Genomic DNA, 23,328 nt, shown 5'->3' on the forward strand with positions numbered 1-23,328 from the left:
ATCGAAATATGCAATAAAAACACGAGGCAAGTCGGCGAGCATAGCTCAAGCCAAAGACTTTAACCTACTAATAATTGTACGTCTGGGCAAGGTTTTGCGCTAGAAGATATAATATTCCGCGTTACCCTACTCAACTAATCAATCATTAAAATAAATTAGAATTAAATGAAGATACCAGCGATACAGGCCGTCATGAAACATGCAAGTGTCCCTGCAATTAGAGACTTCACACCTAGCTTTGCAAGGTCTTGCTTACGGTTTTCAGCGATCCCACCGATTCCACCAATTTGAATCCCAATTGATGAGAAATTGGCAAAACCACAAAGGGCATACGTTGCAATAGTAATTGAGCGCTCCGATAGGTTACCCATATTCGCCTTAAGGTCTAAGTAGGCCACGAACTCATTTAGTACTAACTTCTTACCAAGAAGCATTCCCACGATTTCCGCATCCTTCCACTCAACACCTAATAACCAAGCAAATGGAGCAAATAATTTACCCATGATTAGCTCAAGAGTAATTCCTTCAAAACCAAACCAACCTGTGATTAGGCCAAGAGCACCGTTGAACATTGCTACAAGAGCAATGATTGCAATCAACATTGCACCAACATTAATGGCAAGCTTTACACCTTCACTTGCACCATTGGCCGCAGCATCGATTAAATTTACACTGTTATCTTTTAAATCTAATTTTAAGTCACCTTGAGTTAGAGACTCTTGTGTCTCTGGCACCATAAGCTTGGCACAAACAAGTGCCGCTGGAGCCGACATAACTGATGCCGAAAGTAAGTGTGCAGCATCAATTCCAAAACCAACATATGAAGCAAGAACCCCACCTGCAACAGTGGCCATTCCACCAGTCATTAGCGCCATAAGTTCCGATTGTGTCATTTTTGAAACCAGTGGCTTTACCACAAGTGGTGCCTCAGTTTGCCCAGCAAAGATATTGGCAGCGGCCGCTAGAGACTCAGCTCCCGATGTCCCCATCACAACTGACATGACTTTAGCAAAAGCCTTAATAACAACCTGCATGATACCTAAGTGATAAAATACACTCATTAATGAAGACATAAAAATAATTGTCGGAAGAACCATGACAAAGAAAATAAAGCCGAATTTTGGAACATTTGATAGTGGACCAAAGATAAAGCCTGAACCTTCGTTAGTATAATTTAGAATTGCAGTGAAAAAACCACGTGCACCTTCAAAGAAGTTTTGCCCTACATCAGTTTTTAGAATGATGAGACCAAAGAAGATCTGAAGAGCTAAGCCAGAAAGAACGAGACGCCAATTAATTTTCTTACGGTTATTTGATAATGCAAAAGCAACACCAACCATAACGATCAAACCAAATGCCGAAATAACTCTTTCCATGGAATACCCTATTACTAAATTAAATTAATTCTAAAATTAGCCTTAGAGTATAGGTTTGAGCATAAATGGACAATAAAAAAGAATAATTAGAAGTTAAACGACCAACCAACTTTTGGATTTACAGCATTAAACTCTTTGATATCTTGTGCCGTATTTGACGCATGCCAATTAAGACGACTAGTCGTATCAAAGTCACGGTAACCTGTTTGACGAATTGTCGCCTGCGACTTTGCAGCTTGATTGTAGGCCACAACACCAACACCAACAACAATCCCTACAGCAGCACCAACGAGAATATTTTTAAGGTGATCCTTAGGCTCCTCAACAAAAGATAATGTCGACAGACCAAGAATAGCACCACCAAGGCCAAGACCAGCAACAGTTGTTAAGTCACGTAATCCTTCTTCCTTAAAATTTGTTTGTGCAAATGAAGAGAATGAAAATGTAAGAGCTAAACATATAATGATAATTTTTTTGAACATTTCTAAAACCTTAAAATCCCTGCGCTACGCATTAAGTTTCATCATTGCCACCTCTAATGGCCGTGTCTATAATGACCCTTTTACTATTCTATACGCATAAGTAATTTGATGCAATAAATGCACAGGAATTATTAGGGAATTAAATTTTTAAAAGGAATACTATGTCGGAAAATTTTAGCGCATATCAGATCATCTCAAAAAAAAGAGATGGTAAAAAATTAACAGATGAAGAAATTAAGTGGTTCATAAATGGGATTACAAATGGTGACGTTGCTGACTATCAAATGTCTGCACTACTAATGGCCATTTACTTAAATGGTATGAGCGTAAAAGAAACTGCCGCTCTTACAGATGCCATGCTTTACTCTGGAAAGACGCTAAAGTTCTCAGGAGTGAACGTGATCGACAAACATTCAACTGGTGGTGTTGGAGACAAGGCATCGTTCATTCTTGGCCCAATCGCTACGGCATGCGGAGTTAAGGTTCCAATGATGGCCGGACGTGGTTTAGGCCATACAGGTGGAACAGTTGATAAAGTTGAATCGATTAAAGGATTCAAAACTGAACTAACTCTTGAACAATTCAAAAAGCAACTTAATAAAGAGAAGATCGTTCTTATTGGTCAAACAAAGGATATCGCTCCTGCTGACAAAATCATCTACGGTCTAAGAGATGTAACGGGAACAGTTGAATCAATCCCATTAATTACAGCATCAATCATGAGTAAGAAGTTAGCGGAAGGTGCTAATGGTATCGTGATGGATATTAAAGTTGGTGACGGTGCATTCATGGATAATATCAAGGATGCAAAAGCACTAGCAAAAAGTCTTCGTGATACAGCAAAGCGCTTTGATAAGCGTATGATCACAATGATTACAGATATGAATCAACCACTAGGTCAGTATATTGGTAACTCTCTAGAGATCATCGAATCAATTGAGACACTAAAAGGTAACGGTCCAAAAGACTTAACTGATATCAGTGTTAAGCTTGCAGGTGCAATGATCTATATTGCAGGAAAAGCTGATTCACTTAAAGAAGGTGAAAAGAAAGCGCAAGCAGTAATTGATAATGGAAAAGCACTTAAAGTTTTCAAAAACCTTATTAAGGTTCAAGGCGGAGATGAGAAAGTTTGTGACGACTACTCTCGCCTACCTCTAGCAAAAGAGAAGACTGTATTTAGCGCAACTAAGAATGGTTACGTTTCTGCGATTGCTTGCAAGAACATGGGCCTACACTGTGTAAGCCTTGGTGGTGGACGTGCAAAAGCAACTGATAAGATCGACTTTGGAGTTGGTTTTATTCTTAATAAGAAAGTTGGTGACAAGGTTTCTAAAGGTGAAGCACTTGTTGAGATCTACCATAACAAAGATCAGAAGAAACAAGTTGAAGCTATCCTTGCAGACTTAAAGAAAGATATTAAAGTTACAACTGCTAAGCCTAAAGCAAGTAAGTTAATCTTTGAAGTGAAGGAAATCTAGAGGTACGTATGCACGCAATTTTTAAAAGACTAGAAGAGACAAAAAGTTATATCCAAAGCAAATATGACAAGGCACCTGATATTGGAGTTATCCTAGGTTCAGGACTTGGTGAATTTGCTAACCTTTTAGAAAACAAAGTTGAAATCAGCTACGAAGATATCCCAGGTTTTAAAAAGACAAAAGTTAAGGGCCACAAAGGTCAACTTGTTATGGGTGAGCTAGGTGGAAAAGTTGTAGCTGTTATGCAAGGACGCATTCACCGCTATGAAGGCCACTCTCTTGATGAAGTTGTTTTTCCTGTTCGTGTATTAAAGACACTTGGAATTAAGAATCTAATCATCACAAATGCTGCTGGTGGGATTAATTTAGATTACAGCTCTGGTTCACTTGTTCTAATTACAGATCACCTAAACTTAACTGGTGAAAACTGTCTTGTGGGAGAAAATATTGAAGAGCTAGGAACTCGTTTTCCAGATATGACTTATGCATGGTCACCTGCTCTTAAAGAAATTGCACATGCTTCGGCAAAGAATATTTCATATGATCTTAAAGAAGGTGTTTATGTTGGTGTAATGGGACCAACTTATGAAACTCCGGCGGAAATTCGTATGTATCGTAATTTTGGTGGAGACCTTGTTGGAATGTCGACAGTACAAGAGTGTATTGCTGCTAACCACATGGGACTTGATGTTCTTGGTATCTCTTGTGTGACAAATATGGCCGCAGGGATTGAGAATACTAAACTAAATCACGATGATATTAAGCACGAGGCCGCTCGTGTAATGAAGAAATTTCTAGAGCTTCTTGAAGAAGTTATCTCAAATATCAAATAAAAAAATCATAATTTCTCCCTACCTCGGTGGGGAGAACTTTGCTATAATCTATTCAATACCTAACCACGAGTGAATACTCGGCTTTCATGGATTATTGATGGAAACACATTCTTCAAAGAAAATGCTAGCAGACATGAGCTTCTGCGTCTTCGATTTAGAAACGACTGGTGGAAACCAGAAAAAAGATAAAATCATTGAAATTGGACTTGTCCAAATCGATAACCTGGAAGTAGGAGCTCAAAAAAGCTTTCTTATCAATCCAGAAAGAAAAATCCCAGACTTCATTCAAAAGCTAACTTCCATCACACAAGATGAAGTTGAAGGCGCACCAATAATTGATGCCGTTATTGATGAAGTTCTAGAGTTTATTGGTGACCGAGTTCTTATCGCTCACAACTCTTCATTTGATATTCCATTTTTAAATTCAGTTTTAGAAAGGCTTGGAAGAAAGCAACTTGAGAATAAGGGTTTGTGTACAAACCTTATGACGAAGTATCTTATTCCAACTCTCATGAACTCGAATCTAAACTATATGTCGCGTATTTTTAATATTTCTCACCAAAAGGCACACCGTGCCCTTGATGATGCTATCGCGACGGCCCAACTCTTCTTAAACTATCTCAATATCTTTATTGAAAAAGATATTAAGAAGATCAATCATCTTTACTACCCAAAAAATCGCTACGAGCTCGATCTTTGTAACTTTAAAAAAGATACAAGTGAGCACGAAGAAATCGTAGCAAAGATGAAAAAGATTTTTGCTCCTTTTGTTATTACAGTAAAAGGACAAAACGGAGTGATCCTCTTCTCTTTCCCATGTACGAACAAAGATAATGAAATTCAATTCATTAGTGAGCGTATTAAAGATCTCGAATGGCAAACAATTTCGATAAAACTTAGTGGACCAATTCTAGAGGCCCTTATTCGCTTTAATCATTCATTTAATAAAATGGATGAAGCCGATCAAGAAGAGGCCATCACAATGCTTCGTCAAAACCTGATTGGCGATGGTACGAAAGAAGAACTAAACGCCGAGTACAAAGAAGAGCTTCAAAAAATCAAGCAAGCTGACTTCGTTCTTATGAATCACCTTGTGCCAGAACAATATACAATCTACCCTCTTGGCGCCCTAGGGATTAGACAAGGTTTAATCTTTCGCTACCCTGGTCACGACAAGAAGCTAATTCAATATATCAACTCAAAGTCTAATCGCAAGAAAGCGCAGAAGCTTAAAGAAATTCACTTCCCTGAAATGCTGCAGGAACTTGTTAATCTTTATATGGCAAAGAACCTACGCCAAGAACGCGAGCTTATGATCTTTAAGGATTCATTTGCCCTAAAGAATAAGGACTTCTTCTTTACTCAACTTGATAAGTTCATTGAAGTGAATCCGAATAAGTATAATTATCCGGAAGCGTTTATTTAATCAGACCAAATTATAAATCACAATTTCCTGCCCATGAATTTCAACCCGTGAATTTTCAAGTGCAAGTAAGTGGATGATTAAGCGGTTTAAGATCTTACTCTTTTGTCCTTCGATATTGAGATTCTTAACCGTAAGAATGATATCGTGTTCACTACGATAGAAGTTACAATCGATTGAGTTAGAGCTAGCATCAATTAAGAGTTCGTGATTTTTAAGCGTCATCATCTCACTTAGGATTAAGTAGAGAATGATTGGAAGACTCGCACCACTGATGGCATATTCTTTGAGATCATTTGAAATATTTGTATGAATCGATATTCCCGATTCTATTTTTCGATTACTTAGTAGCGAGATTGCCTGTTGCAGAATGCTAGAGAAAGTACTTTGGCGACTTAGTTGATCGTTAACCTTGGCGAAACCGAGGAAGGTATTAATCAGATTTTTACAACGATTTGCTGATGCCTTCATTTCATTTAGGATTGTTAAATCGTCTTCTTCCCACTCTTCAAGTTCTAACATATTAATGGCCGCAAGAATTCCCGCAAGAGGATTATTGAGTTCGTGGGCAATCGAGCTTGTAATAATACCAAGTTCAGAGTGAGACTTTGTATAATTGAATTCCTGTTTAACAAGACAAATTGTTTTTAAATTAGAAGTTGTACTTGAAAGAATTTTATACTTTTGATCTCCAATATCTAACCATCCTGAATCAATATTCTTAATAAGATTATTTGGTGTGATACCAAGCTTTAGAAAGTGATCATTATGATAGTGAACGATACCATCATCACTCAAAATAACAACAGGATATGACAATTTGTTAATTAGGTCTGTAACACCTAATTGCTCACTTGAAAGCTCTTCTTGGTTAACATTAATTAATTGAATAACATTGGCGATCGCTTGTGCGGCCAAAAAAGCTTCTTCCCTATCCCCTTTTACAGTAAGTAGATAATAAGAAGTACTATCTTCAAAACAATAGTCTTCTTTAACAGGGTAAAGATGTGAATCGGCCTTATCGATTACCTTAATATTAAATTCATTTTTGACTTCAGAGATCTTAAAAAGTTCAGCTATAAAATTCTCATCATTATCTTGATATACCTTTTCAAGATAAAGACCTGCGATTTCCATTTCATCTAGATTGGCACTGGCCATACTAGAGTTTAATTTAAAGACTCTTGCAAGCTCTCTTTTGAAATGAAGAAGCTCTTTAAGATTCTCTATTGTTTCAATCTCAATAATGTGGTCTTCTAACTTAACAATTAGAGGGATACTAGATTCAATTGAAAAATCAAATTCATAATCACTAGAGCTAAATCCAGAATAGTTTAGATTGCGCTCCAGCTCTTCATCAATCTCTATATTTGAGTGGTAGTAAAAATTTTGTTTAGGCGAATTAACTTCACTATCTTGAAAGCCAAGAGATGCACTCACTAGTTAACTCCTTTATGAAGAGTCACCTTACCGTCAGCGTAGTGAATATCCACATCGACATTTTCAAGCTTTGCCATGTCCTTGGCACTACTGATAACTTTATCGCCAATTTGAGTATAGGCATATCCGCGAGTTAGAACATTTTTAGGATTTAAGGCACCGAGAATTTTTTCAAATTCCATATTCTTATTTTTATAATTCACAATTTTATTTTGGATTGCTTTTACGAGCTGACGACTAAGGCGATCAAGCTCAAAAGTATATTCATAAAGAGATAGGATCTGTTCTTTTCTCTTAATAAGATTTAGCTTCTCAAGCTCATGCTTATAATCTGAAATTTTCGATTTAAGAGCAATGAGGAAACTCTTCGGTGATGTTTCAGAAAGAACATCATAGCGACGACGAAGTTCCATATTCATGGCACCTTTTAAATCCTTACGAATGCGATTCATATCAGAATCTAAGGCCATAAATTTTTGAGTTAAAACTTCTGCAGCAGCTGAAGGCGTCTCCATCCTAAGATCGGCTACATAATCAGAGATTGTAAAGTCCACTTGGTGACCAACGGCACTAATCGTTGGGATTGGGCAATTATAAATATCCCAAGCAAGTGCTTCGTCATTAAACGCCCAGAGGTCTTCCATCGACCCACCACCACGAGTGAGAACGATAACATCTAACATATCTTTAGTACGCCCCTCTTCTTTTGCCTTTAAATGATAAGCAATGAGTTTTTCAAGGGCCTTACGAATTGAGGCAGGAGCATTTACTCCTTGAACGAGGGCCGGTGAAAGAAGAACCTGATGATACTCAGATCTTCTTTGAGATACATTTAAAAAGTCTTGCAGGGCCGCGGCTCCTTTTGCCGTAATAACACCAATTCGTTTTGGCATCGTCGGTATCGGCTGCTTTGAACTCATATCAAAAAGACCTTCTGCTTGAAGTTTCTTTTTTAATAATTCAAATTGTTCCTGAAGATCACCCTTACCCGCCGGCACAATACGCTTAACAATTAACTGAAAAGTTCCACGACTCGGATAAACAGAAACAGAACCAGAGACAATAACCTTATCTCCTGCACGAATATTTTTAATGACTGGATTTCTCATGGCATCCATTTTAAAAAGGGCCATTTGCATGAGGGCACTGCCATCACCAAGAGAGAAATACCAATGTCCTGCACCAGAGGAGCTAAGGTTTGAAACCTCTCCTGTTACACTAATATTTTGATAATTAGACTCGAGATTTTTCTTAATGTGATTTACGAGTTGTGAGACTGATGGGACTTTATTATTCATCCCTTAATGATGTTAAAAAAGGCACAAAGTGGGAAGACAAAGAGCGTCATCCCACTGTGATTTCAACTAGATATTTTGAAATTTATTGACTGCGTTTAAAAATTTAATTGCCTGAAGAACTTGGTAGTCTTTGTCGGCCGAATACTTTCTAGCTACCGATGATTCATCTTTCTTTTGATTGATTTCTTTTGCTCTTTCAATTCTTTTTAGACGTGCTGCTTTTTCACGCTTAAGACGAGCTTCCTTTTCTTCTTCAGTTTCAACAGTGGCCGTTAAGTGATTTCTAAGATCGACTTCTCTTACTCCACCATCATCATACATATGCTCTTCAACAAATTCACCTTCGACTTGTGAAACTTGAACATCAGGCTTAATACCAAGGGCCTGAATTTTTCTTCCTTTTGGTGTCATATACTGGGCAATTGTAAGTTTAATCCCCTGCTCTTCTGAAACTTGAGAAACGGTTTGTACACTTCCTTTTCCAAAAGAATTTGTCCCAACAATTAGAGCACGCTTGTGATCTTGGAGAGCACCTGCCACAATTTCAGAAGCAGAAGCACTTGAGCCGTTAATTAATACAGCAACAGGTATCTCTAGTTCTTTATGGCCACTCTTTTTAACATAACGAATTTCTTTATTCTTTGGATCACGACCTTCAGTCGAAACAACTACTCCATCATTTAAAAAGATTGAAGCAAGATTTACTGCTTCATTTAAAAGTCCACCTGGGTTCGAGCGAAGATCTAGAACAACTCCTCTAAAATTCTTTCCAAGTTTCTTTTTTTCCTTTTTAAGTGCCTTTACTACATATTCAGCTGCATCTTTTTGAAATTGGCTTAAACGAATAACAGCATAGTTATTTACTGCAAATGACTTAACTGGCTTAGTCTTGATCTTTTGGCGCTTTACCTTGAAGTTACGAATATCTTTTTCACCAGCTCTTAGGATTCCTAGGTTAATAACAGTTCCAAGCTCACCTTTCATACGATCAACGGCTTCATCAAGAGTGATACCAATTGTTGACTCATTATTAATTTCAACAATTTTATCTCCTGGCAGAAGGCCCGCTTTTTCAGCAGGAGAATCCTCGATTGGAGTTGTAATGACAAGAACACCATCTTTTTGCGTAACTTCTATTCCAAGTCCACCATACTCGCCACTTGTGTCTTCTTGCATCTTCTTGAATACTTCTTCATCTAAAAATGCAGAGTGAGGGTCTAATGTTTGAAACATTCCCTTTAGTGCTCCATCAATGAGCTTATCAATATCTACCTTTCGGTAATAATTTGTTTCGATGATATGAATAACTTTATTGAAGAGTTCGAGCTTTTCAAAACGCGACCTCTCAGTTTGCTTTGCCTGAGCAGGTGCTACAAATGCCGTAAGCATAAGAGCAACAAATAGCTTTTTCATTATTATTCCTAATTTTAAATATTAATTTTATTATTAATTAGTTGTGCTGTATTTTGTGCTGTATTTTTCTTTCTAATTTCAAAATAAACTTTACTTAGATTCCCCTTCTTAATTGAGAATCTTGTTTTTGCAACAGATGAGCCAAGATCAACAGCTTGTCCCTTTTTTACGCTTGCTGCGAAGTCACCAAGATAGATACTACGAATATCATTTCCATGATCCACCATAATCACATTACCTACGTTGGCCAGTGAACCTACATATTCAACTTTTCCAGCTTTGGTCGCAAAAATTTCTTGTCCACTCTTAACAGTATAAGTAATTCCTTTCTTGCCATTTTCTGTCGAAATAAATTTTTTAACAGGAACTGCAAAATTAGCAACTAACTTAGTCGAAGAGCTACTTGCTTTGTTTTTACTTACTTTTAGTTTTGCTTGAGCTTTCTTTTTAGCAAGTTGTTGTGATTTTCTTAACTTACTATATTCTGATTTTAACTTTTCGTGATTTTCTTTTTCAGTTAAGAATTCTTGAACAGTTGAGCTTTTACGAGTTTCAAGCTCTTGTAAAAGAGTATAAAGCTCTCTTTCTATTTTTACTGTTTCACTCAAACGAGTTCTAAGTTCAAATGTCTTCTTTTTTAGGTCTGTACAATAATCAATTTTTGATTGAATCTCTTTCTTTTCATTCTTTAGAGACTTTAAAAGAAGCTGACTTTTCACAAGGTCTTCGTGCGTCGAGTTTTCCATGTAACTTAAGGCAACATGACGAATCGTCTTTTTTACACGAACTTTATCTGATTCCAGGTCAAATAAAGATTGATTAAGATTTTTTTCTAATTCAAAAATTTGATAATCAAGATCTTGTCTTGATTTCATGGCCTGAAGATAGTCTTCATTCTTTGTCTGTAATTGAGTTTCGATTGATTGAATCGACTTTTTGTAATTGTCGATCTTGCTGCGAGAATCAGTTACCTGCCCTTTAATCGCATTCAAGTTTGGTGCCGCCTCGGCCCTCATTGAAGCTGAAGTAATTAATAGAACTGTGAAAAGAACTAAGCTTTTTGCCATTCAAGTTTCCCGATTGTGTACCACGCAGAAGTTGTTAATAATGCTGCACTTACTATTAATGTAAATACTTCATCCGGAGAGAAGAAGGCAAATGATAGAGCGCAACCAATAAGAGTTGATGCGATAATATTCACTGTGTACATTTTGAAAGCGACATTCTTCTTTCTTTGAAACTTTTCAATAAGGTAAGAAACCTGCTTTAAGTTGCGCTTAATAGTCATAAAAGCAACAACCCAAAAAAGAGCTAGTACAGTGATTAAAACTTGAAGCGGTCTTCTCTTTAGTTCATTCATAACATTTTTCCAAGATTGTGAATTTGAAATTTTCTTTCTCACACTTCCTAGAACAACATTGTCCTTACCTGTTAAACGAACTAAGTATTCTCTAATAAGGTTAGTCGAACTCTCCGAAACTTTCTCATCTAAAATAATTTTTAAACCCTTCATTGAGATAATTGAAGTAATTTCATCTTTTCCAAGTTCTAGAACATCTTTAAGTTGATTTGTTACGGCCATGCTCTTTGTTGCACTAATCGCTTCAACACCCTTTACTCCAGGTAGTCCCTTAATCTTTCTAGAAATACTTGATGTGTTTAAATCCCCATCAACGAGAGCATTAAAGTAATACTCATTTTGAATTGCAGGAAGCGCATTTGAAATCTTCTTTTTAAAACTGTCATAGTTAGAAACAGAAATAACAAGAGAGATTGTTAAAAGAGAAAAAAGCGCTTGCCCAAAAAGATTATTTTTTGTGAAACGAGCTAATTCTTTTAAATAAAACATGCATGCCCCGAGTGGATTAGACGAGAGTTATCTAGGTGGATAATTCGTCCCGTGAAACGTTGTACTAATTCGCGATTATGAGAGGCCCAAATAATAGTTGTCCCTCTTTTCGCATTATAGATATTTAATAAATCAAAAAGTCTTTTTGTATTATCAAAGTCTAGTGAACTTGATGGCTCATCCGCAATAAATACGTCAGGCTTTGCAAGTAGCGCGCGAATGATGGCAACTTTTTGTCTTAGTCCCCCATTAGCATCCTTGGCCTTAAGTTTTACGCGATTTTTAATTCCTAGAATTTTAATTAGCTCGTTTAAGTCGCTCTCAAATTCTTTGCGAGAACGATACACACTTGGATCAAATGCAAATTGTAAATTATCGATTAGACTCATATTTTCAATCAGTCTTAAATCTTGAAAAACTTGTGTTGTAAAAACTCGATCATCAATTTTAATCGTTCCGCTCGTCGGTGAAACGTTTCCTGCAAGAACATTTAGAAGTGTTGTTTTCCCCGCTCCAGAAGCCCCGGTAACAAAGACAATTTCACCTTTTCTAATTTGCAAATTGATATTGGAAATGGCCTTGATTCCGTCGAAATCAACAGTGACATTCTCCAGCGTAAAATACATATTCGTATTTAAATTCTGGTTTCCAAATAAATTACTTGCTTGATTCGCGTAACTGCTTGAGATCATTGATATGAGTCCTTCATTTAAATATTCAAATCTTCCTAACTTGAATTGGGCAAAAATCCTCTTTGCCACTCTATAATTTTATAACAAAATCAAATTTTAAGCAAAGGTAGATAAAAAGACCGACTACGCGCGTCAAATAAGTAAATCTTTATCTTTCACCTGTTGAAGGAAACAAATTTTATACGTAGAATCAGGTGCAAATCAGTAAAAGCGAGGTCAAAGTGCTTGAAAAAATTAATGGAAAGCAAGTCGATGCCCATCTACTGTCTTCCCTCTTACAAGACAGTAGTGTTGATGGAGATTATGAAATTCGAAATCTTTCATTTTATGACATCATCTATGTCATCGACACAGCTGTTGATATTGGCCCGCGATTTAGAACGAAGCGAATTGATGAGGTCGGGATTAATGTGACCCTGGCCTTTACAGATAAAACACTTTGCAATGAATATCTTGATCAAAACAGTCGAATACGTGCAATCACTGTTGGAATGTTATGTGCAGAAGTTGAATCTAATTTTATTGAGGTTATCGCTCTTAACCCAAATTCATCTGGCCGATTCGAAGAGTTTATCTTTGTTCCACCTTACGACAAGCTAACTTGCCAATACATTCTCTCGCCTCGTGATGAAACAATTTCTCTGTTATCAATTGATAATGAATCTCATCGCTTTATGGGTGTTGAGGCAACTTTCTTTTCAATCACAAATAAGACGATGGTCACTTTTGGGCAAGAACAGAGAGAAGAATATCTAAATAATCTCATTGAGAATTTAAGTTTTATCATTCCTCGTATTCCACAAAGAAAAGGAAGTGCTAATATCATTTGCTTACTTTTAAATTTAGAGAATTCTATTGAAGAAAAAGCCTTTGTAAGGGATTACCCAACTTTTGAAGGGTATACTGAAGTACTTTTTGTGAACTCGAATCTTGAGCTACTAACTGGGAAGCTATCAAAAATCGAATACGATGGGGCAAGTCTTGAAGGTATCTACTTACCCCTAATCGAAAGGGCAAAAAAACTTAAATCACACCTTGTTCTTTAAGTAATTTATACGCACCGTCTGAGCAGAAGCAATTCGGTGTATAGCTCATAGTATTTGAAAGCTTTGAGATTATTGAGTTTTCAACATCAGCAAGTAGCTTAACCTGGCCATCATCCAATCTTATTTTTACTGGATCACGCTCTAGTAATAAGTTTGTTAATGTTGTCTTCTTTGCGAGCTCTCTTGGACTCTTAACAAAGATAATCTTCTTTTTAGGAATATCTGGAATAACCCAATCAGCATCACTTCCATTTTCTTTTACGAAGTTAACGATATCAGTGGCCTTATTACCAGTCTTCTTAAAGAGTTTATCATTGAATCCAATATTATCTTGTTCAAGCAAGCTTTGTGAAAAGTCACTTGTATCGATATTCTTAGCGCCATGTCTTAGAAGAAGGATACGTGCCATATCTTTAATATCTGCATACTTATCAAATTGTCCATCTACAAGAAGCTTATGAATTGTATTCATAAAGTATGAATCATTGAATCCGTAAAAACGCATAGGATCGTTACTGATAATATCGAGAAGATCACTGTAGCGATAAATATGACCTTTTTCTAACATGTGATAGCAAAGGGCATCTGCAATTGCATCATACTTTGATCCACGTGGAGAGCGAATAACTTGCGAGTACCAAGCAAAGCGTGCACTTAAAAAGTCTTCCACACAGTGAAGAGCATTTTCTTTAATTGCAAGAATGTCGTGACCTGCTACCTTCTCTGTTGTGAAGTGATGAAGTAGATATTCCCTATCATAAGTTCCATACTTAAGACCTGTGTAGTGAGCATCTCTTAAAAGATAATCCATGCGGTCACAATCAATTTCAGAGTGAAGAATTTGATTAGCAAGGATTGACGAGTGTGTTCCTTTAACAAGATCTGAAACTTCTTGTGGATCAATTCCATGATCTTTTAGAATTCGTGTTAGGCCACCTTCATAGTCAGTATTCTTGATAATGAATGAGCCTAGGTTTTCGTGATCGTCTTGTAATCCCTTTCCACCTTTCTTATTTGTTGTCTCCCCTATCTTGATATAGGCCATCTCAGTTGTATGAGAAAAACAAAATGTTCCAATATCGTGAAGAAGAGCTGAGACTCGAATGGCCTGATGATACTTGGCCTCTTTTGATTTCTGCTCTTTTACAAAGAGTTCATTATCTTCAACACCACGGCCAACTGACCTTAGAATAAGATGAGCATTATTAAGTACGCCAATACAATGTCCATAGCGAGAATGCTCGGCACCGTGAAAAACGTAGAATGAAAATCCTAATTGTTTAATCCAACGCAGCCTTTGAAAAAATGGGCTGTGGATAATCTCCATCTCAAGTGGAGTTAAGTCGATGAATCCATATAATGGATCATAAACTTTTAGACCTAATTTAGCGTTTGAGACAACTTCCATGTTGATCCTTTAATATAAATGTACTTGGTTCACTCTCGGCTCCTGCCTCCGTGGACATACCGTACATCCTGTACATAAAAAGCCCGTTAATTAACGGGCATCTTATATTTTATAATGAATTTGTTGATAGATACAAGGATTAAGACTTTTTCTTTCTTCCTCTTTTCTTTACAGGAGTTGTAGCGACTTTTAACGCTTCAAAAATTTTCTTCGCTTCACTTCTTAAGTTATTTTCATAGATAAAGCGGTAGAAATTCTCTAAATCTGGTGAATTTCTGAAGTTCTTTGGTAGTCTATTGTCTTCTGTTGACATGGGCTCTCCTTATTAGACTGACATATTAACTTCAAAAGTACGCTTTATCAATTCTCTTTAAGCTTCTTTAAAGGTTGATTAAGCTTCTTTTGCTTCAATCATACCGTAGCTGTGCAGCTTGTTATAAAGAGTCTTAACTGTAATTCCAAGAACCTTAGCTGTTTTAGTCTTGTTACCACCTAGGTGATCTAGAGTTTGACAGATATGTTCTCTCTCAATTTCTCCTAGCGTCATTTCTCTAAAAATTCTAATTTCTTCTTTTTCTTCATTAATTTCAGCTTGCTCAACTTTAATGCTATCTGCAAGGTGATCTCTTTCAACAATCATTCCCGGAGATAGAACATATGCTCTTTCCATGATTGAGTGAAGTTCTCTTACGTTTCCTGGCCAGTTGTAGTCTTCAAGAAGCTTAACAACACCTGGAGACATAGACTTTTGAGCTTCTGGTAACTTTCCTAAGTTAAGGAAGTGGTTAGCTAGAATTTCAATATCTGACTTTCTCTCTCTTAGTGAAGGAATTCTTAAACCAATTGTTGATAGGTTGTAGAATAGGTCTTCTCTAAAAGTTCCTAGTGCAACACTTTCTTTCATGTTCAGAGAAGAAGCTGCAATAATTCTTACGTTTGATCTTAGTTTTTCATGAGTTCCAACTCTTGAGTAAGCAAGGTCGTTGATAAAGCTCATTAGTCTTGCCTGTACTTTAACTGGCATTTTATCAATATTGTTAATGAAGATTGTTCCACCATTCGCTGCTTCTAGAGCACCTTTTTTAATTCTGAAACCTCTTACAGCATCAACTTCTTCTTTTCCGAAGATTTCTGATTCTAGGTACTCATCGTTACCCATTGAACAGTCAACTACGATGAAAGCGTGATTCTTTCTCTCTGAACGACAGTGAATTCTTCTAGCGATCATCTCTTTACCAACACCAGTCTCACCTGCCATGTAAGAGTTAACATCTGATGCAGCTACACGATCAACTGCAACTAGAAGCTCTTGCATGATTTCAGACTTACCGATGATCTCTTTCTCTTGAGTTGTTGAGCGAGATAGAGTTACACCTGGTACAGAGTTCTTTAGTTCAATTTCTTTTTCTTCGATCTTCTGCTTTAGTGATTCGTTAAGGAACTTAGCAGATAGATACATTTTCATATTCTTAAGTGGCTTTTGGATAGAGTTTAGGCTATCGATAACCATGTTAATGTCTTCTTTCTTAAAGTTAACTTCTTCGCTATTTCCTTTGAAAGAAATAGTACCGATGATTACACCATCGATGATCATTGGAACACACAGTTCAGAGTGAGATACTTCTGTTTTTGTCGAAGCAAATAGAGGATCTCTTTGTACGTTGTTTGAGAAGTAAGCACGCTTAGTTTTGATTACGTGTCCTACTGCACCAAGACCTTTTGAAATTCTTTGTGCGTTCTTTACAGCGCGAGCATCTTTAGCAACCATGCGACAGCTTCCGTCTTCGTGTGCAAGGTTTACGATGATTTCATCACAAACGATTTCTGATTTAAAGAATTTTGATAGTTCAGAAAAGAAAACCTGCTCATCTAAAGTTGTAAGAAGTGTAGACAGTAGATTTTCAATTTTTGTTGATTCTTTTTTCATTTCGATTGTCATGTATAAACTCCCGTGTAATTTTTAGTGTGTGTTTTGCGAAGCGTTAATCTAAATTCATGATACAGCGCGTCTGAATTTTTTACAAGACTAAAATACTCGGTTGTTCAAAAAAAATATAGATATACTGTGATTATAATGACTTAAGCCATCTACCACTTGTACACTTTCCGAAATTTGAGGTCAGTGGCCCTAGGATTTTACCCCAAGTGTCCATAATATAGACACTTTGAGTGGCCTTAGACTGTGAAAGAACCCTCAAACTTGTAAAAATAATGAACTGTCCATCTTTTGAATACTCTGGATCCTCATTTGAACCGAAATCTTTTGTTAATCTAACGAGATTTTGGCCATCAGAACCAACCTTAAAGAGATCAAAACGATTATCTAACCAGCTTGAGAAAACAATTTCTGAAGCACTTGGGTGAAAACGTGGAGTTGCATTGTATTTACCGACATAACTAATACGCTTCACATTCTTCTCTAGTCCACCTGGATCCATTGTGTAGATCATTGGCTTCCCAGGTCTTCCCGATAAGAACGTTAGGATTGAACCATCCGCACTAAGTGATGGATCAACGTCAGGAGCATAGCTTTTCGTTAGGCGTGTGATCGCACGAGTGTTTAAGTTCATACGGTAAAGCTCAGCATTACCTTGATGTGATAGCGTAAGAATAATTTCATCACCATTATTCGTAAAGATTGCACCAGAGTTAATCCCTTGCCTCTTTGATAGAATACTAGTTTTCTTAGTTGCTACATCATAGAGCATTAGGTTGACGTTCTTCTTTGCTCCTTTAACTGACTCATCAATCAAACTGTAAACGATTTTAGATCCATCGTGTGAAACCGCAGGAGAAAGTACAACACCATTGTGCCATGTTAATCTCTTTGGATTGGCACCATCAAAATCCATCATGAATAGTTCTTTCTTACCATCTGGCATTTTATAATCAGAAACGAAAACAATCTTATCTTTGAAGATAGAAGGCTTGCCTACTATTGCACGATAAATCTCATCTGAAACAGCGTGAATAGCAGCTCGATCATTGGCATCATAAGGAATCGACTTTGATATAAGCTCTTGTTCCGCAGCGATATTCCAAAGCTTATACGATAATGTCGTTTGCGTTGCACTTCTAATAATCTTAAATCGAACTAAGAAGTTCGTTTCTTTCGTTTTATAATTTGTAAATCGTACATTATCAAAAGATGTCTGAGAGATACGACGTGGCAGAACGTTGAAATAATTCTGATAAAACTTAAAGTCATTTCTTACAATATTGATGTAGTTCTCTGACTGCTCGACTTCATTAGGTGTAAAAACTCCTTCAGAGAAAATTTTTTCAACTAATAAGCTTTCTTTAACAACTTCAGCATCTCCTACAGAGACGACAGTCAGTCCACCATCAGCAATAACGTTAAAACATATAAGTAAAAAAACTAAATACTTCATAAAAACTCCTATATAGGAAAGGCAAGAACGAGTTCACCTGCCACTAGCCTATTAGTAATTTCTTTCTTCGGACGAGGAAATGAGCCTACCGCGCGTATTGATCCCACGGCCTTGCTATCATATTCCGCATTCCCACTCGATTTTATAATTTTATATTCTAATAATTTACCCTGTGAATTGATGAAAACCTGAACGTGACAAGATAATTCAAGATTCGCTAGATACGCTGGAAGTCTCCAGTGCTTTCTAACGGCTTCCATTACAGAGATAACATAATTGTCAAAGTCACCTTGTGCCTGGGCGCTACCAGTTCCTGTATAAGAGGACCCCTCACTTAACTTATTTCCAGCTGCAATAATGTTGCTATAGTCAGTTGTATCTTCAACGACCTTTTGCTTAGGCTTTACTTTTGATTTCGCTTTCGTATCTGTTTTTACGTTACGATTCGCAAATTTTGACAGCATATCTTTTAAAGACTTTTGCTTTGCCGCTTTTTCAAGAACGGCCTTATCGCTTCCGCCTGTCTCCTTTGCCTTTTCCTTAATCACTTCAACTTTTTCTTGAGGCGGAGGAACCATTTTTTTTAGCTCTTGATAAGTCATTTTTGGCATGGCCACAACATCAACCTTAATGGCCTTTCCAATTACACGCACCTTATCTAGGTTGGCCCTCTTTGGATCAAAAGGTGTTCCTAGTTTGAAGATCGATAGAAGATACAGTCCTAGTATTAGGATTGCATGGGCCCCTAATGAGATAGAAATGTATTTATTAAAACTCTTTTCGATACTACTTATCCTCTAACTCTGTTACCAGAGCAATATCATTTATATTATTTGATTTTAAATAAGACATAAGCTTTGCTACCTTACCGTATTCAAGCTGATAGTCAGCTCTAAGGAAAAGAGTCTGTGATTTAGTCTCCTTTAACTTATTTGAAAGTACTGCAATTAGCTCACTTAATAGGATTTTATCCTTTCCAACATAATACTCTTCTGAATTTGTAAAACTTAAAACAACCTGAGAAGAGTTTAAGCTCATGACATTTACTTCTTTCGTTTTTGGTAAAGTAAGTTCAATCCCATTTAACATCAAGGGCGCTGTAATCATGAAGATAACAAGTAGAACTAACATAACATCAACAAGTGGTGTTACGTTGATCTCTGATACCGGTCCATCTCCATTACCACCAGAATTCATACCCATTGCTTACCCCTAAATTATGATTTTGAAGAAATATATCTTTCAACTTCGTTGATAAATTGATTACCAAAAATATGAAGTTGTTCTTTTAACTTATTTCTTCTTTGTCCAAATTTATTAAAATACCAAGTTGCAGGAATTGCAGCAACGAGACCTACTGCAGTTGCAACAAGTGCTTCTGCAATACCTGGAGCAACTGTTTCAAGAGTTGCACCACCGCTTGCAAGTCCAGAGAATGAATCAATGATCCCCCAAACTGTTCCAAATAACCCAACAAATGGTGTAATCGAGCCAATTGAAGCAAGAGTTGTTAGCCCATTGCTCATTTGCTGATCAACTTCAACTGCCTCGTTTGATAGAGCACGCTCCATTGATTGGTTCGCAATAGACGAATAATGTTCTTTAATAAGTCCATAGTTTTCACCTAAAGCAATTTCTGTTTTTTTAAGTTCTCTATAACCTGAAAGAAATAGTCTCCTTAAAGGACTATCTTCAATTGTTTGAGCATCATGATAAGCCTCCTCTAACGAGTTAACACCACTAAAGAATGTTTTGAACTCACGATTGGCCTTTTCTGTTTTATTAAAGAGTGATCTCTTTTGAAAAATAATAGTCCAAGAAAGCACAGATGCCGCGATTAAAAGAAGTAAGTCTAACTTAACAACAATGCTTGAATCTAAAAGGATTTGGAAAATATCTAAATTATGACCTTCCACTATACTTCTCCTTGCTTTTTTAAAATATATGAATATGCGGATGTAACAATTAATAAACTAATAGCTGGTACTATTAGGTTGCTTAGTTTTGAAAAGAATATCGAATAATATGTACCCCATAATGGGTCATGACCCAAGAAGGCAAAAAGAGGTACAAAGACAATTGATATAAATATCATTCCCTTAAGAACTGAATAATTAAACAAATAAAGATGAGCATAAGCTAAGAAAAATAAGAACATATGCCCAATTTCGAGACTAGTATTTCTTGGGAATAAAACAAAAAGAGATAGATATAAGAAAGATCCCTCAGTTAGAATATGAAATCCCTTACCTACTCTTCTAGACTTTAAAAAGATTTTTGAATTTAAGAACTCAAAGAAGAAAAATACGAAGATTAAGATATTATGAACAACTAATTGCCAAAAACTAAATTGAACATTCTCCATATGCGAAGGTCGACTAAAAAATACAAAGACAATCAAAGTTGCGATCGAAATTAAATAAGTTGGAACATTTACACTATTGTACCAATCGAAAGATAGCTGACTCTTGATATCTTTAAATTTCATATCTGAGAAAAAATAGATTGAAACAAGATATCCCAGAACTCTGGCCGTTACTAAAACTTGCCATGAAAAATCATAAAGCCAATTCTCTACAATTATAAGCTTATGCCCAAGCCTAAAGTGGAAGAACGTAATAATTGAGACAAGAATAAAGTAAATAATCCAGTATATTATTGTCGATGTGGCGTACTTTGCCAGATAAATAGATTTTTCTTTGGCGAATAACTTCATACTAATTCGTCGTTGGGTTTATCCAATTCAATTGCAGCTCAGGCGCTGGATAAATCTTTGAATAATTCTTATAAAGTAAATTCCCTTTTGTTAAAGAATCGATTTTCTCTAATAAGTGATAATAGTTTTTCCAATACTTTGGATTATTTTTTAAAATAATATCCATTTTCTTAGTTGTCTTGAACTGATCTTTGAAAGTAAAACCAGTGTTAAAAACAATATCACTGAATCGAGCCAAAACCTTATGAAATTCTTCTTTTGGAAATTGCTTCTTATAAAAATTATTATTCATTAATTTCAATAGTGTTTCATCATCAAATTTTTTAATAAATTGTTGATCCTCTAATCTAAGTAAATCCTCAAATAGTAATAGAGATATTTGTAGTTTCGATAAATCCATTGCCCTAATAAAAGGGACACTAATAACAAATAAATAGTGATTAGTTGATAGAGGAAAACCAAAGTGTGTCACATTAGGTGAGTTTAAATATAAAATATCAAACTTAATACCAAAATAGCCTACTTCCTTGAGAAACTTTGCATAATATTCACGAACACCAAAATCCGGCTTATGGAAATCCCATTTAAGAACACCAACATTTTTTACTAACCAATATTGTGTCATGATATGCCAAAAATCTTTTCCAGCAGGTGTATTATAAAAGGCCTTCTTTTGAGCATCGACATCAACTTGCTTTTTCTTTGCTTGCTTGGCCTTCTCTTTTGCAGCTTTTTCAAGCCCGTCTTTTTTTAGAACTTTTTGAATTTTATTAAAATTCACAAATTCATTTTCAACAGGAAGGTTATCTTGCGCATTTACGTTAAATAAAAGGAGAAATGATAAGAAGTATTTCATTACTTACTCTCCCCTTTAATAAGAAGGTCTTGAAGCCTTCCCCAGTAATGTATTTCAGTAACACCGATATCAATTTGATCAAAGAAACGTCGATACATATCTTGCCAGCAGCTACTTGGTTTTGTCTGCGCCAAAACATTAGTACTCATAAAGCCTTTATAATTCGAATACTCTACTTGATAGAACTCTGAGATTGGTGAACTTAATACGTAAAAAGGTTGTCCACACTCAAATGTAGAAAGAACTCGTGAGAACTTTGAAGGGTTTTGATGCAGTTGAGAATAAACTGACTGCACGTAGTAAATCGTCTTCTTCTGCTCACTAGTAGACTGAGCCTTAGTTTGAGCAAAGGCCGGTAGAAGAAGAAAAAATACTACAAATATTCTCATTAAACTTTCCATCTAAATTGAATTGTTTCCCATTCGTGACATTGAGGACAACGCCAGAAAATTTCATCTGAGTTGTATCCACATTCACGACAGTAGTGCTTCGTAAGAGTTTGGTGCATATTTTCCAGAAGATCCTTTGTCTGAGTTACAGCCTCTTCCTTCTTCCCAAGCTCAATTAAAATTTTAATATATTCTGATTTTAAAGCTTGTGAAGTTGCATTTGATTTCTTATCCCACTCACTTAGCAACTCGTATGCTTTATGTAGTTTACTTTGTTGTTTATAAAGTCTGATTTTAGTAAGAATGATAGATTCATTAGAAAGTAATTCTTCATCATTCATTTCTAAAAAGTATTCAATCAGTAAATTCAATCTTTTAAAGTATTTCTCTTTTTCCTCTTCACTTCCCTTAAAACCTTCTTCAAGTGATTCAAATGCAAATGAAGCATACATTGGTTGCTCTTTTAATAGCTCAACAAGATAAAATTTCGCCTCATCTATATTTCCTTCATGAAGAAGAATTCTAAGTTTTAGAATCTTTGCTGAAACAGAAGGAGCAAAGCGAAAACCATCTTCTAAATCCTCAATAGCTTTTGATAGTTGCCCATTTTCAAAGAACTTCTTGGCCTTTTGAACTAGAATATGTGAAATCGTTTCTGATTGATTCTCATGCCCTACTTTTGAAAGCATTATGCGGTAATTATAAGCTTGGTCCCAGTCCCCAATATCTTCATAGATACGGCAAAGAGATTGGATTACATCATATTCATCGCGGTTAATTTTTAAGACATCTTTATAAGTTTCGATGGCCTTATCAACAAAACCACCCTTATCAAAATCAATTGCTAATTCCTTTAGGGCACGAATACGATGAGATTCGGAAATATTATCTCTGGCAATAAGTGAGCGGTGAATACTGATAGCTTTTTCAATTTCACCATTACTTCTAAATAGACCACCAAGTGCAAAATAAGTATCTATTGTTTCTCTATTAATATCTACTGCACTTAGAAACTCTTTAATCGCAAGGTCGCGATTTCCAGAAATTAAGTACTGAGTTGCATTTAGGAATACTTTTGATTGGGCTTCAAAAATCGAGTTACGATATCTTTTCGATAGTTTTACACCTGTGTCCTTCTCACTAAAATAGTGATAGATCAGAATAAGTGTAAATACGAATGCTACAACTGCTAGGATATGATCTTGTAGCCAATTTAAGTATATATGCATTATGC

Annotated in this window: 23 protein-coding genes; 4 read left to right on the top strand and 19 right to left on the bottom strand. The window is 36.1% G+C overall.

Annotation, left to right across the window (positions count from 1 at the left end; genetic code table 11):
* Positions 1-161: 161 nt before the first annotated feature.
* Together ABMA70_RS06275 and ABMA70_RS06280 are read right to left on the bottom strand one after the other, a co-directional pair.
* Positions 162-1,376 carry a NupC/NupG family nucleoside CNT transporter gene (locus ABMA70_RS06275; protein ID WP_103216383.1) on the bottom strand — a complete coding sequence of 405 codons (1,215 nt, stop codon included), beginning with the start codon at positions 1,374-1,376 and terminating at the stop codon, positions 162-164.
* Between the two features lie 86 nt (positions 1,377-1,462).
* Positions 1,463-1,858 (bottom strand): hypothetical protein, encoded by a 396-nt coding sequence (locus ABMA70_RS06280; protein ID WP_103216382.1) that lies wholly within the window; start codon positions 1,856-1,858, stop codon positions 1,463-1,465.
* Between the two features lie 161 nt (positions 1,859-2,019).
* On the opposite strand from ABMA70_RS06280, the gene ABMA70_RS06285 reads away from it, so the two are divergent.
* The 3 genes from ABMA70_RS06285 (at position 2,020) to ABMA70_RS06295 (ending at position 5,598) form a co-directional block, all read left to right on the top strand.
* Positions 2,020-3,339 (top strand): thymidine phosphorylase, encoded by a 1,320-nt coding sequence (locus ABMA70_RS06285; protein WP_103216381.1) that lies wholly within the window; start codon positions 2,020-2,022, stop codon positions 3,337-3,339.
* A gap of 8 nt (positions 3,340-3,347) precedes the next feature.
* Positions 3,348-4,172 carry a purine-nucleoside phosphorylase gene (locus ABMA70_RS06290; protein WP_392990933.1) on the top strand — a complete coding sequence of 275 codons (825 nt, stop codon included), beginning with the start codon at positions 3,348-3,350 and terminating at the stop codon, positions 4,170-4,172.
* A gap of 97 nt (positions 4,173-4,269) precedes the next feature.
* Positions 4,270-5,598, top strand: coding sequence for a PolC-type DNA polymerase III (locus ABMA70_RS06295; protein ID WP_392990931.1), 1,329 nt, complete (start codon positions 4,270-4,272; stop codon positions 5,596-5,598).
* Here the strand turns inward: ABMA70_RS06295 and ABMA70_RS06300 are convergent, their stop codons facing one another.
* From ABMA70_RS06300 to ABMA70_RS06325, 6 genes are all read right to left on the bottom strand, one after another.
* Positions 5,599-7,035, bottom strand: a complete 1,437-nt coding sequence (locus ABMA70_RS06300) for a histidine kinase dimerization/phospho-acceptor domain-containing protein (RefSeq protein ID WP_392990929.1) — start codon at positions 7,033-7,035, stop codon at positions 5,599-5,601.
* The gene (gene xseA / locus ABMA70_RS06305) at positions 7,035-8,333 is read right to left on the bottom strand and encodes an exodeoxyribonuclease VII large subunit (RefSeq protein ID WP_392990927.1); all 1,299 of its coding nucleotides are present in this window, start codon (positions 8,331-8,333) and stop codon (positions 7,035-7,037) included. The genes ABMA70_RS06300 and xseA overlap by 1 nt, the downstream gene beginning before the upstream one ends.
* Positions 8,334-8,399: 66 nt before the next feature.
* On the bottom strand, positions 8,400-9,746 hold the full coding sequence (locus ABMA70_RS06310; protein ID WP_103216376.1) for a S41 family peptidase: 1,347 nt from the start codon (positions 9,744-9,746) through the stop codon (positions 8,400-8,402).
* 14 nt (positions 9,747-9,760) lie between these two features.
* Entirely contained in the window at positions 9,761-10,813 is a 1,053-nt protein-coding gene (locus ABMA70_RS06315) for a murein hydrolase activator EnvC family protein (RefSeq protein WP_392990925.1), read from the bottom strand.
* Positions 10,798-11,595 carry a hypothetical protein gene (locus tag ABMA70_RS06320; protein ID WP_103216374.1) on the bottom strand — a complete coding sequence of 266 codons (798 nt, stop codon included), beginning with the start codon at positions 11,593-11,595 and terminating at the stop codon, positions 10,798-10,800. The genes ABMA70_RS06315 and ABMA70_RS06320 overlap by 16 nt, the downstream gene beginning before the upstream one ends.
* Positions 11,583-12,356 carry a cell division ATP-binding protein FtsE gene (locus ABMA70_RS06325; RefSeq protein WP_146037737.1) on the bottom strand — a complete coding sequence of 258 codons (774 nt, stop codon included), beginning with the start codon at positions 12,354-12,356 and terminating at the stop codon, positions 11,583-11,585. The genes ABMA70_RS06320 and ABMA70_RS06325 overlap by 13 nt, the downstream gene beginning before the upstream one ends.
* A 152-nt stretch (positions 12,357-12,508) precedes the next feature.
* Between ABMA70_RS06325 and ABMA70_RS06330 the strand changes: the two genes are divergently transcribed.
* Positions 12,509-13,333, top strand: a complete 825-nt coding sequence (locus ABMA70_RS06330) for a hypothetical protein (RefSeq protein ID WP_103216372.1) — start codon at positions 12,509-12,511, stop codon at positions 13,331-13,333.
* On the opposite strand, the gene ABMA70_RS06335 is transcribed toward ABMA70_RS06330, so the two are convergent.
* From ABMA70_RS06335 to ABMA70_RS06385, 11 genes are all read right to left on the bottom strand, one after another.
* Positions 13,311-14,741 (bottom strand): HD domain-containing protein, encoded by a 1,431-nt coding sequence (locus ABMA70_RS06335; protein WP_103216371.1) that lies wholly within the window; start codon positions 14,739-14,741, stop codon positions 13,311-13,313. The genes ABMA70_RS06330 and ABMA70_RS06335 overlap by 23 nt on opposite strands.
* A gap of 139 nt (positions 14,742-14,880) precedes the next feature.
* Positions 14,881-15,054: a hypothetical protein gene (locus tag ABMA70_RS06340; protein WP_158246753.1), complete on the bottom strand. Its 174-nt coding sequence runs from the start codon at positions 15,052-15,054 to the stop codon at positions 14,881-14,883.
* 78 nt (positions 15,055-15,132) lie between these two features.
* Positions 15,133-16,680 (bottom strand): sigma-54-dependent Fis family transcriptional regulator, encoded by a 1,548-nt coding sequence (locus ABMA70_RS06345; protein WP_103216370.1) that lies wholly within the window; start codon positions 16,678-16,680, stop codon positions 15,133-15,135.
* Between the two features lie 130 nt (positions 16,681-16,810).
* On the bottom strand, positions 16,811-18,133 hold the full coding sequence (locus ABMA70_RS06350; RefSeq protein ID WP_392990921.1) for a TolB family protein: 1,323 nt from the start codon (positions 18,131-18,133) through the stop codon (positions 16,811-16,813).
* An 8-nt stretch (positions 18,134-18,141) separates the two neighbouring features.
* Positions 18,142-18,786 (bottom strand): TonB family protein, encoded by a 645-nt coding sequence (locus ABMA70_RS06355; protein ID WP_392990919.1) that lies wholly within the window; start codon positions 18,784-18,786, stop codon positions 18,142-18,144.
* Between the two features lie 133 nt (positions 18,787-18,919).
* Positions 18,920-19,336, bottom strand: coding sequence for a biopolymer transporter ExbD (locus ABMA70_RS06360; RefSeq protein WP_392990917.1), 417 nt, complete (start codon positions 19,334-19,336; stop codon positions 18,920-18,922).
* A gap of 14 nt (positions 19,337-19,350) precedes the next feature.
* On the bottom strand, positions 19,351-20,049 hold the full coding sequence (locus ABMA70_RS06365; protein WP_158246752.1) for a MotA/TolQ/ExbB proton channel family protein: 699 nt from the start codon (positions 20,047-20,049) through the stop codon (positions 19,351-19,353).
* Entirely contained in the window at positions 20,049-20,849 is an 801-nt protein-coding gene (locus tag ABMA70_RS06370; RefSeq protein ID WP_103216365.1) for a hypothetical protein, read from the bottom strand. Before ABMA70_RS06370 ends, ABMA70_RS06365 begins: the two co-directional genes overlap by 1 nt.
* 1 nt (position 20,850) lies before the next feature.
* Positions 20,851-21,705, bottom strand: a complete 855-nt coding sequence (locus ABMA70_RS06375; protein ID WP_392990915.1) for a hypothetical protein — start codon at positions 21,703-21,705, stop codon at positions 20,851-20,853.
* Positions 21,705-22,094, bottom strand: a complete 390-nt coding sequence (locus ABMA70_RS06380; RefSeq protein WP_103216363.1) for an SH3 domain-containing protein — start codon at positions 22,092-22,094, stop codon at positions 21,705-21,707. Before ABMA70_RS06380 ends, ABMA70_RS06375 begins: the two co-directional genes overlap by 1 nt.
* Positions 22,094-23,323, bottom strand: a complete 1,230-nt coding sequence (locus ABMA70_RS06385) for a hypothetical protein (RefSeq protein WP_103216362.1) — start codon at positions 23,321-23,323, stop codon at positions 22,094-22,096. The genes ABMA70_RS06380 and ABMA70_RS06385 overlap by 1 nt, the downstream gene beginning before the upstream one ends.
* Positions 23,324-23,328 lie beyond the last annotated feature (5 nt).

It is taken from the genome of Halobacteriovorax sp. XZX-3 (assembly GCF_043196495.1).
Taxonomy (GTDB): domain Bacteria; phylum Bdellovibrionota; class Bacteriovoracia; order Bacteriovoracales; family Bacteriovoracaceae; genus Halobacteriovorax_A.

Bases quoted from the DNA above. Each gene is read 5' to 3' on its own strand.
- ABMA70_RS06380 (WP_103216363.1), bottom strand. From the start codon at position 22,094: ATGAGAATATTTGTAGTATTTTTTCTTCTTCTACCGGCCTTTGCTCAA.
- ABMA70_RS06350 (WP_392990921.1), bottom strand. From the start codon at position 18,133: ATGAAGTATTTAGTTTTTTTACTTATATGTTTTAACGTTATTGCTGAT.
- ABMA70_RS06290 (WP_392990933.1), top strand. From the start codon at position 3,348: ATGCACGCAATTTTTAAAAGACTAGAAGAGACAAAAAGTTATATCCAA.
- ABMA70_RS06310 (WP_103216376.1), bottom strand. From the start codon at position 9,746: ATGAAAAAGCTATTTGTTGCTCTTATGCTTACGGCATTTGTAGCACCT.
- ABMA70_RS06320 (WP_103216374.1), bottom strand. From the start codon at position 11,595: ATGTTTTATTTAAAAGAATTAGCTCGTTTCACAAAAAATAATCTTTTT.
- xseA (WP_392990927.1), bottom strand. From the start codon at position 8,333: ATGAATAATAAAGTCCCATCAGTCTCACAACTCGTAAATCACATTAAG.
- ABMA70_RS06375 (WP_392990915.1), bottom strand. From the start codon at position 21,705: ATGAAATACTTCTTATCATTTCTCCTTTTATTTAACGTAAATGCGCAA.
- ABMA70_RS06285 (WP_103216381.1), top strand. From the start codon at position 2,020: ATGTCGGAAAATTTTAGCGCATATCAGATCATCTCAAAAAAAAGAGAT.
- ABMA70_RS06275 (WP_103216383.1), bottom strand. From the start codon at position 1,376: ATGGAAAGAGTTATTTCGGCATTTGGTTTGATCGTTATGGTTGGTGTT.
- ABMA70_RS06340 (WP_158246753.1), bottom strand. From the start codon at position 15,054: ATGTCAACAGAAGACAATAGACTACCAAAGAACTTCAGAAATTCACCA.
- ABMA70_RS06280 (WP_103216382.1), bottom strand. From the start codon at position 1,858: ATGTTCAAAAAAATTATCATTATATGTTTAGCTCTTACATTTTCATTC.
- ABMA70_RS06345 (WP_103216370.1), bottom strand. From the start codon at position 16,680: ATGACAATCGAAATGAAAAAAGAATCAACAAAAATTGAAAATCTACTG.
- ABMA70_RS06315 (WP_392990925.1), bottom strand. From the start codon at position 10,813: ATGGCAAAAAGCTTAGTTCTTTTCACAGTTCTATTAATTACTTCAGCT.
- ABMA70_RS06295 (WP_392990931.1), top strand. From the start codon at position 4,270: ATGGAAACACATTCTTCAAAGAAAATGCTAGCAGACATGAGCTTCTGC.
- ABMA70_RS06360 (WP_392990917.1), bottom strand. From the start codon at position 19,336: ATGGGTATGAATTCTGGTGGTAATGGAGATGGACCGGTATCAGAGATC.
- ABMA70_RS06335 (WP_103216371.1), bottom strand. From the start codon at position 14,741: ATGGAAGTTGTCTCAAACGCTAAATTAGGTCTAAAAGTTTATGATCCA.
- ABMA70_RS06370 (WP_103216365.1), bottom strand. From the start codon at position 20,849: ATGAAGTTATTCGCCAAAGAAAAATCTATTTATCTGGCAAAGTACGCC.
- ABMA70_RS06385 (WP_103216362.1), bottom strand. From the start codon at position 23,323: ATGCATATATACTTAAATTGGCTACAAGATCATATCCTAGCAGTTGTA.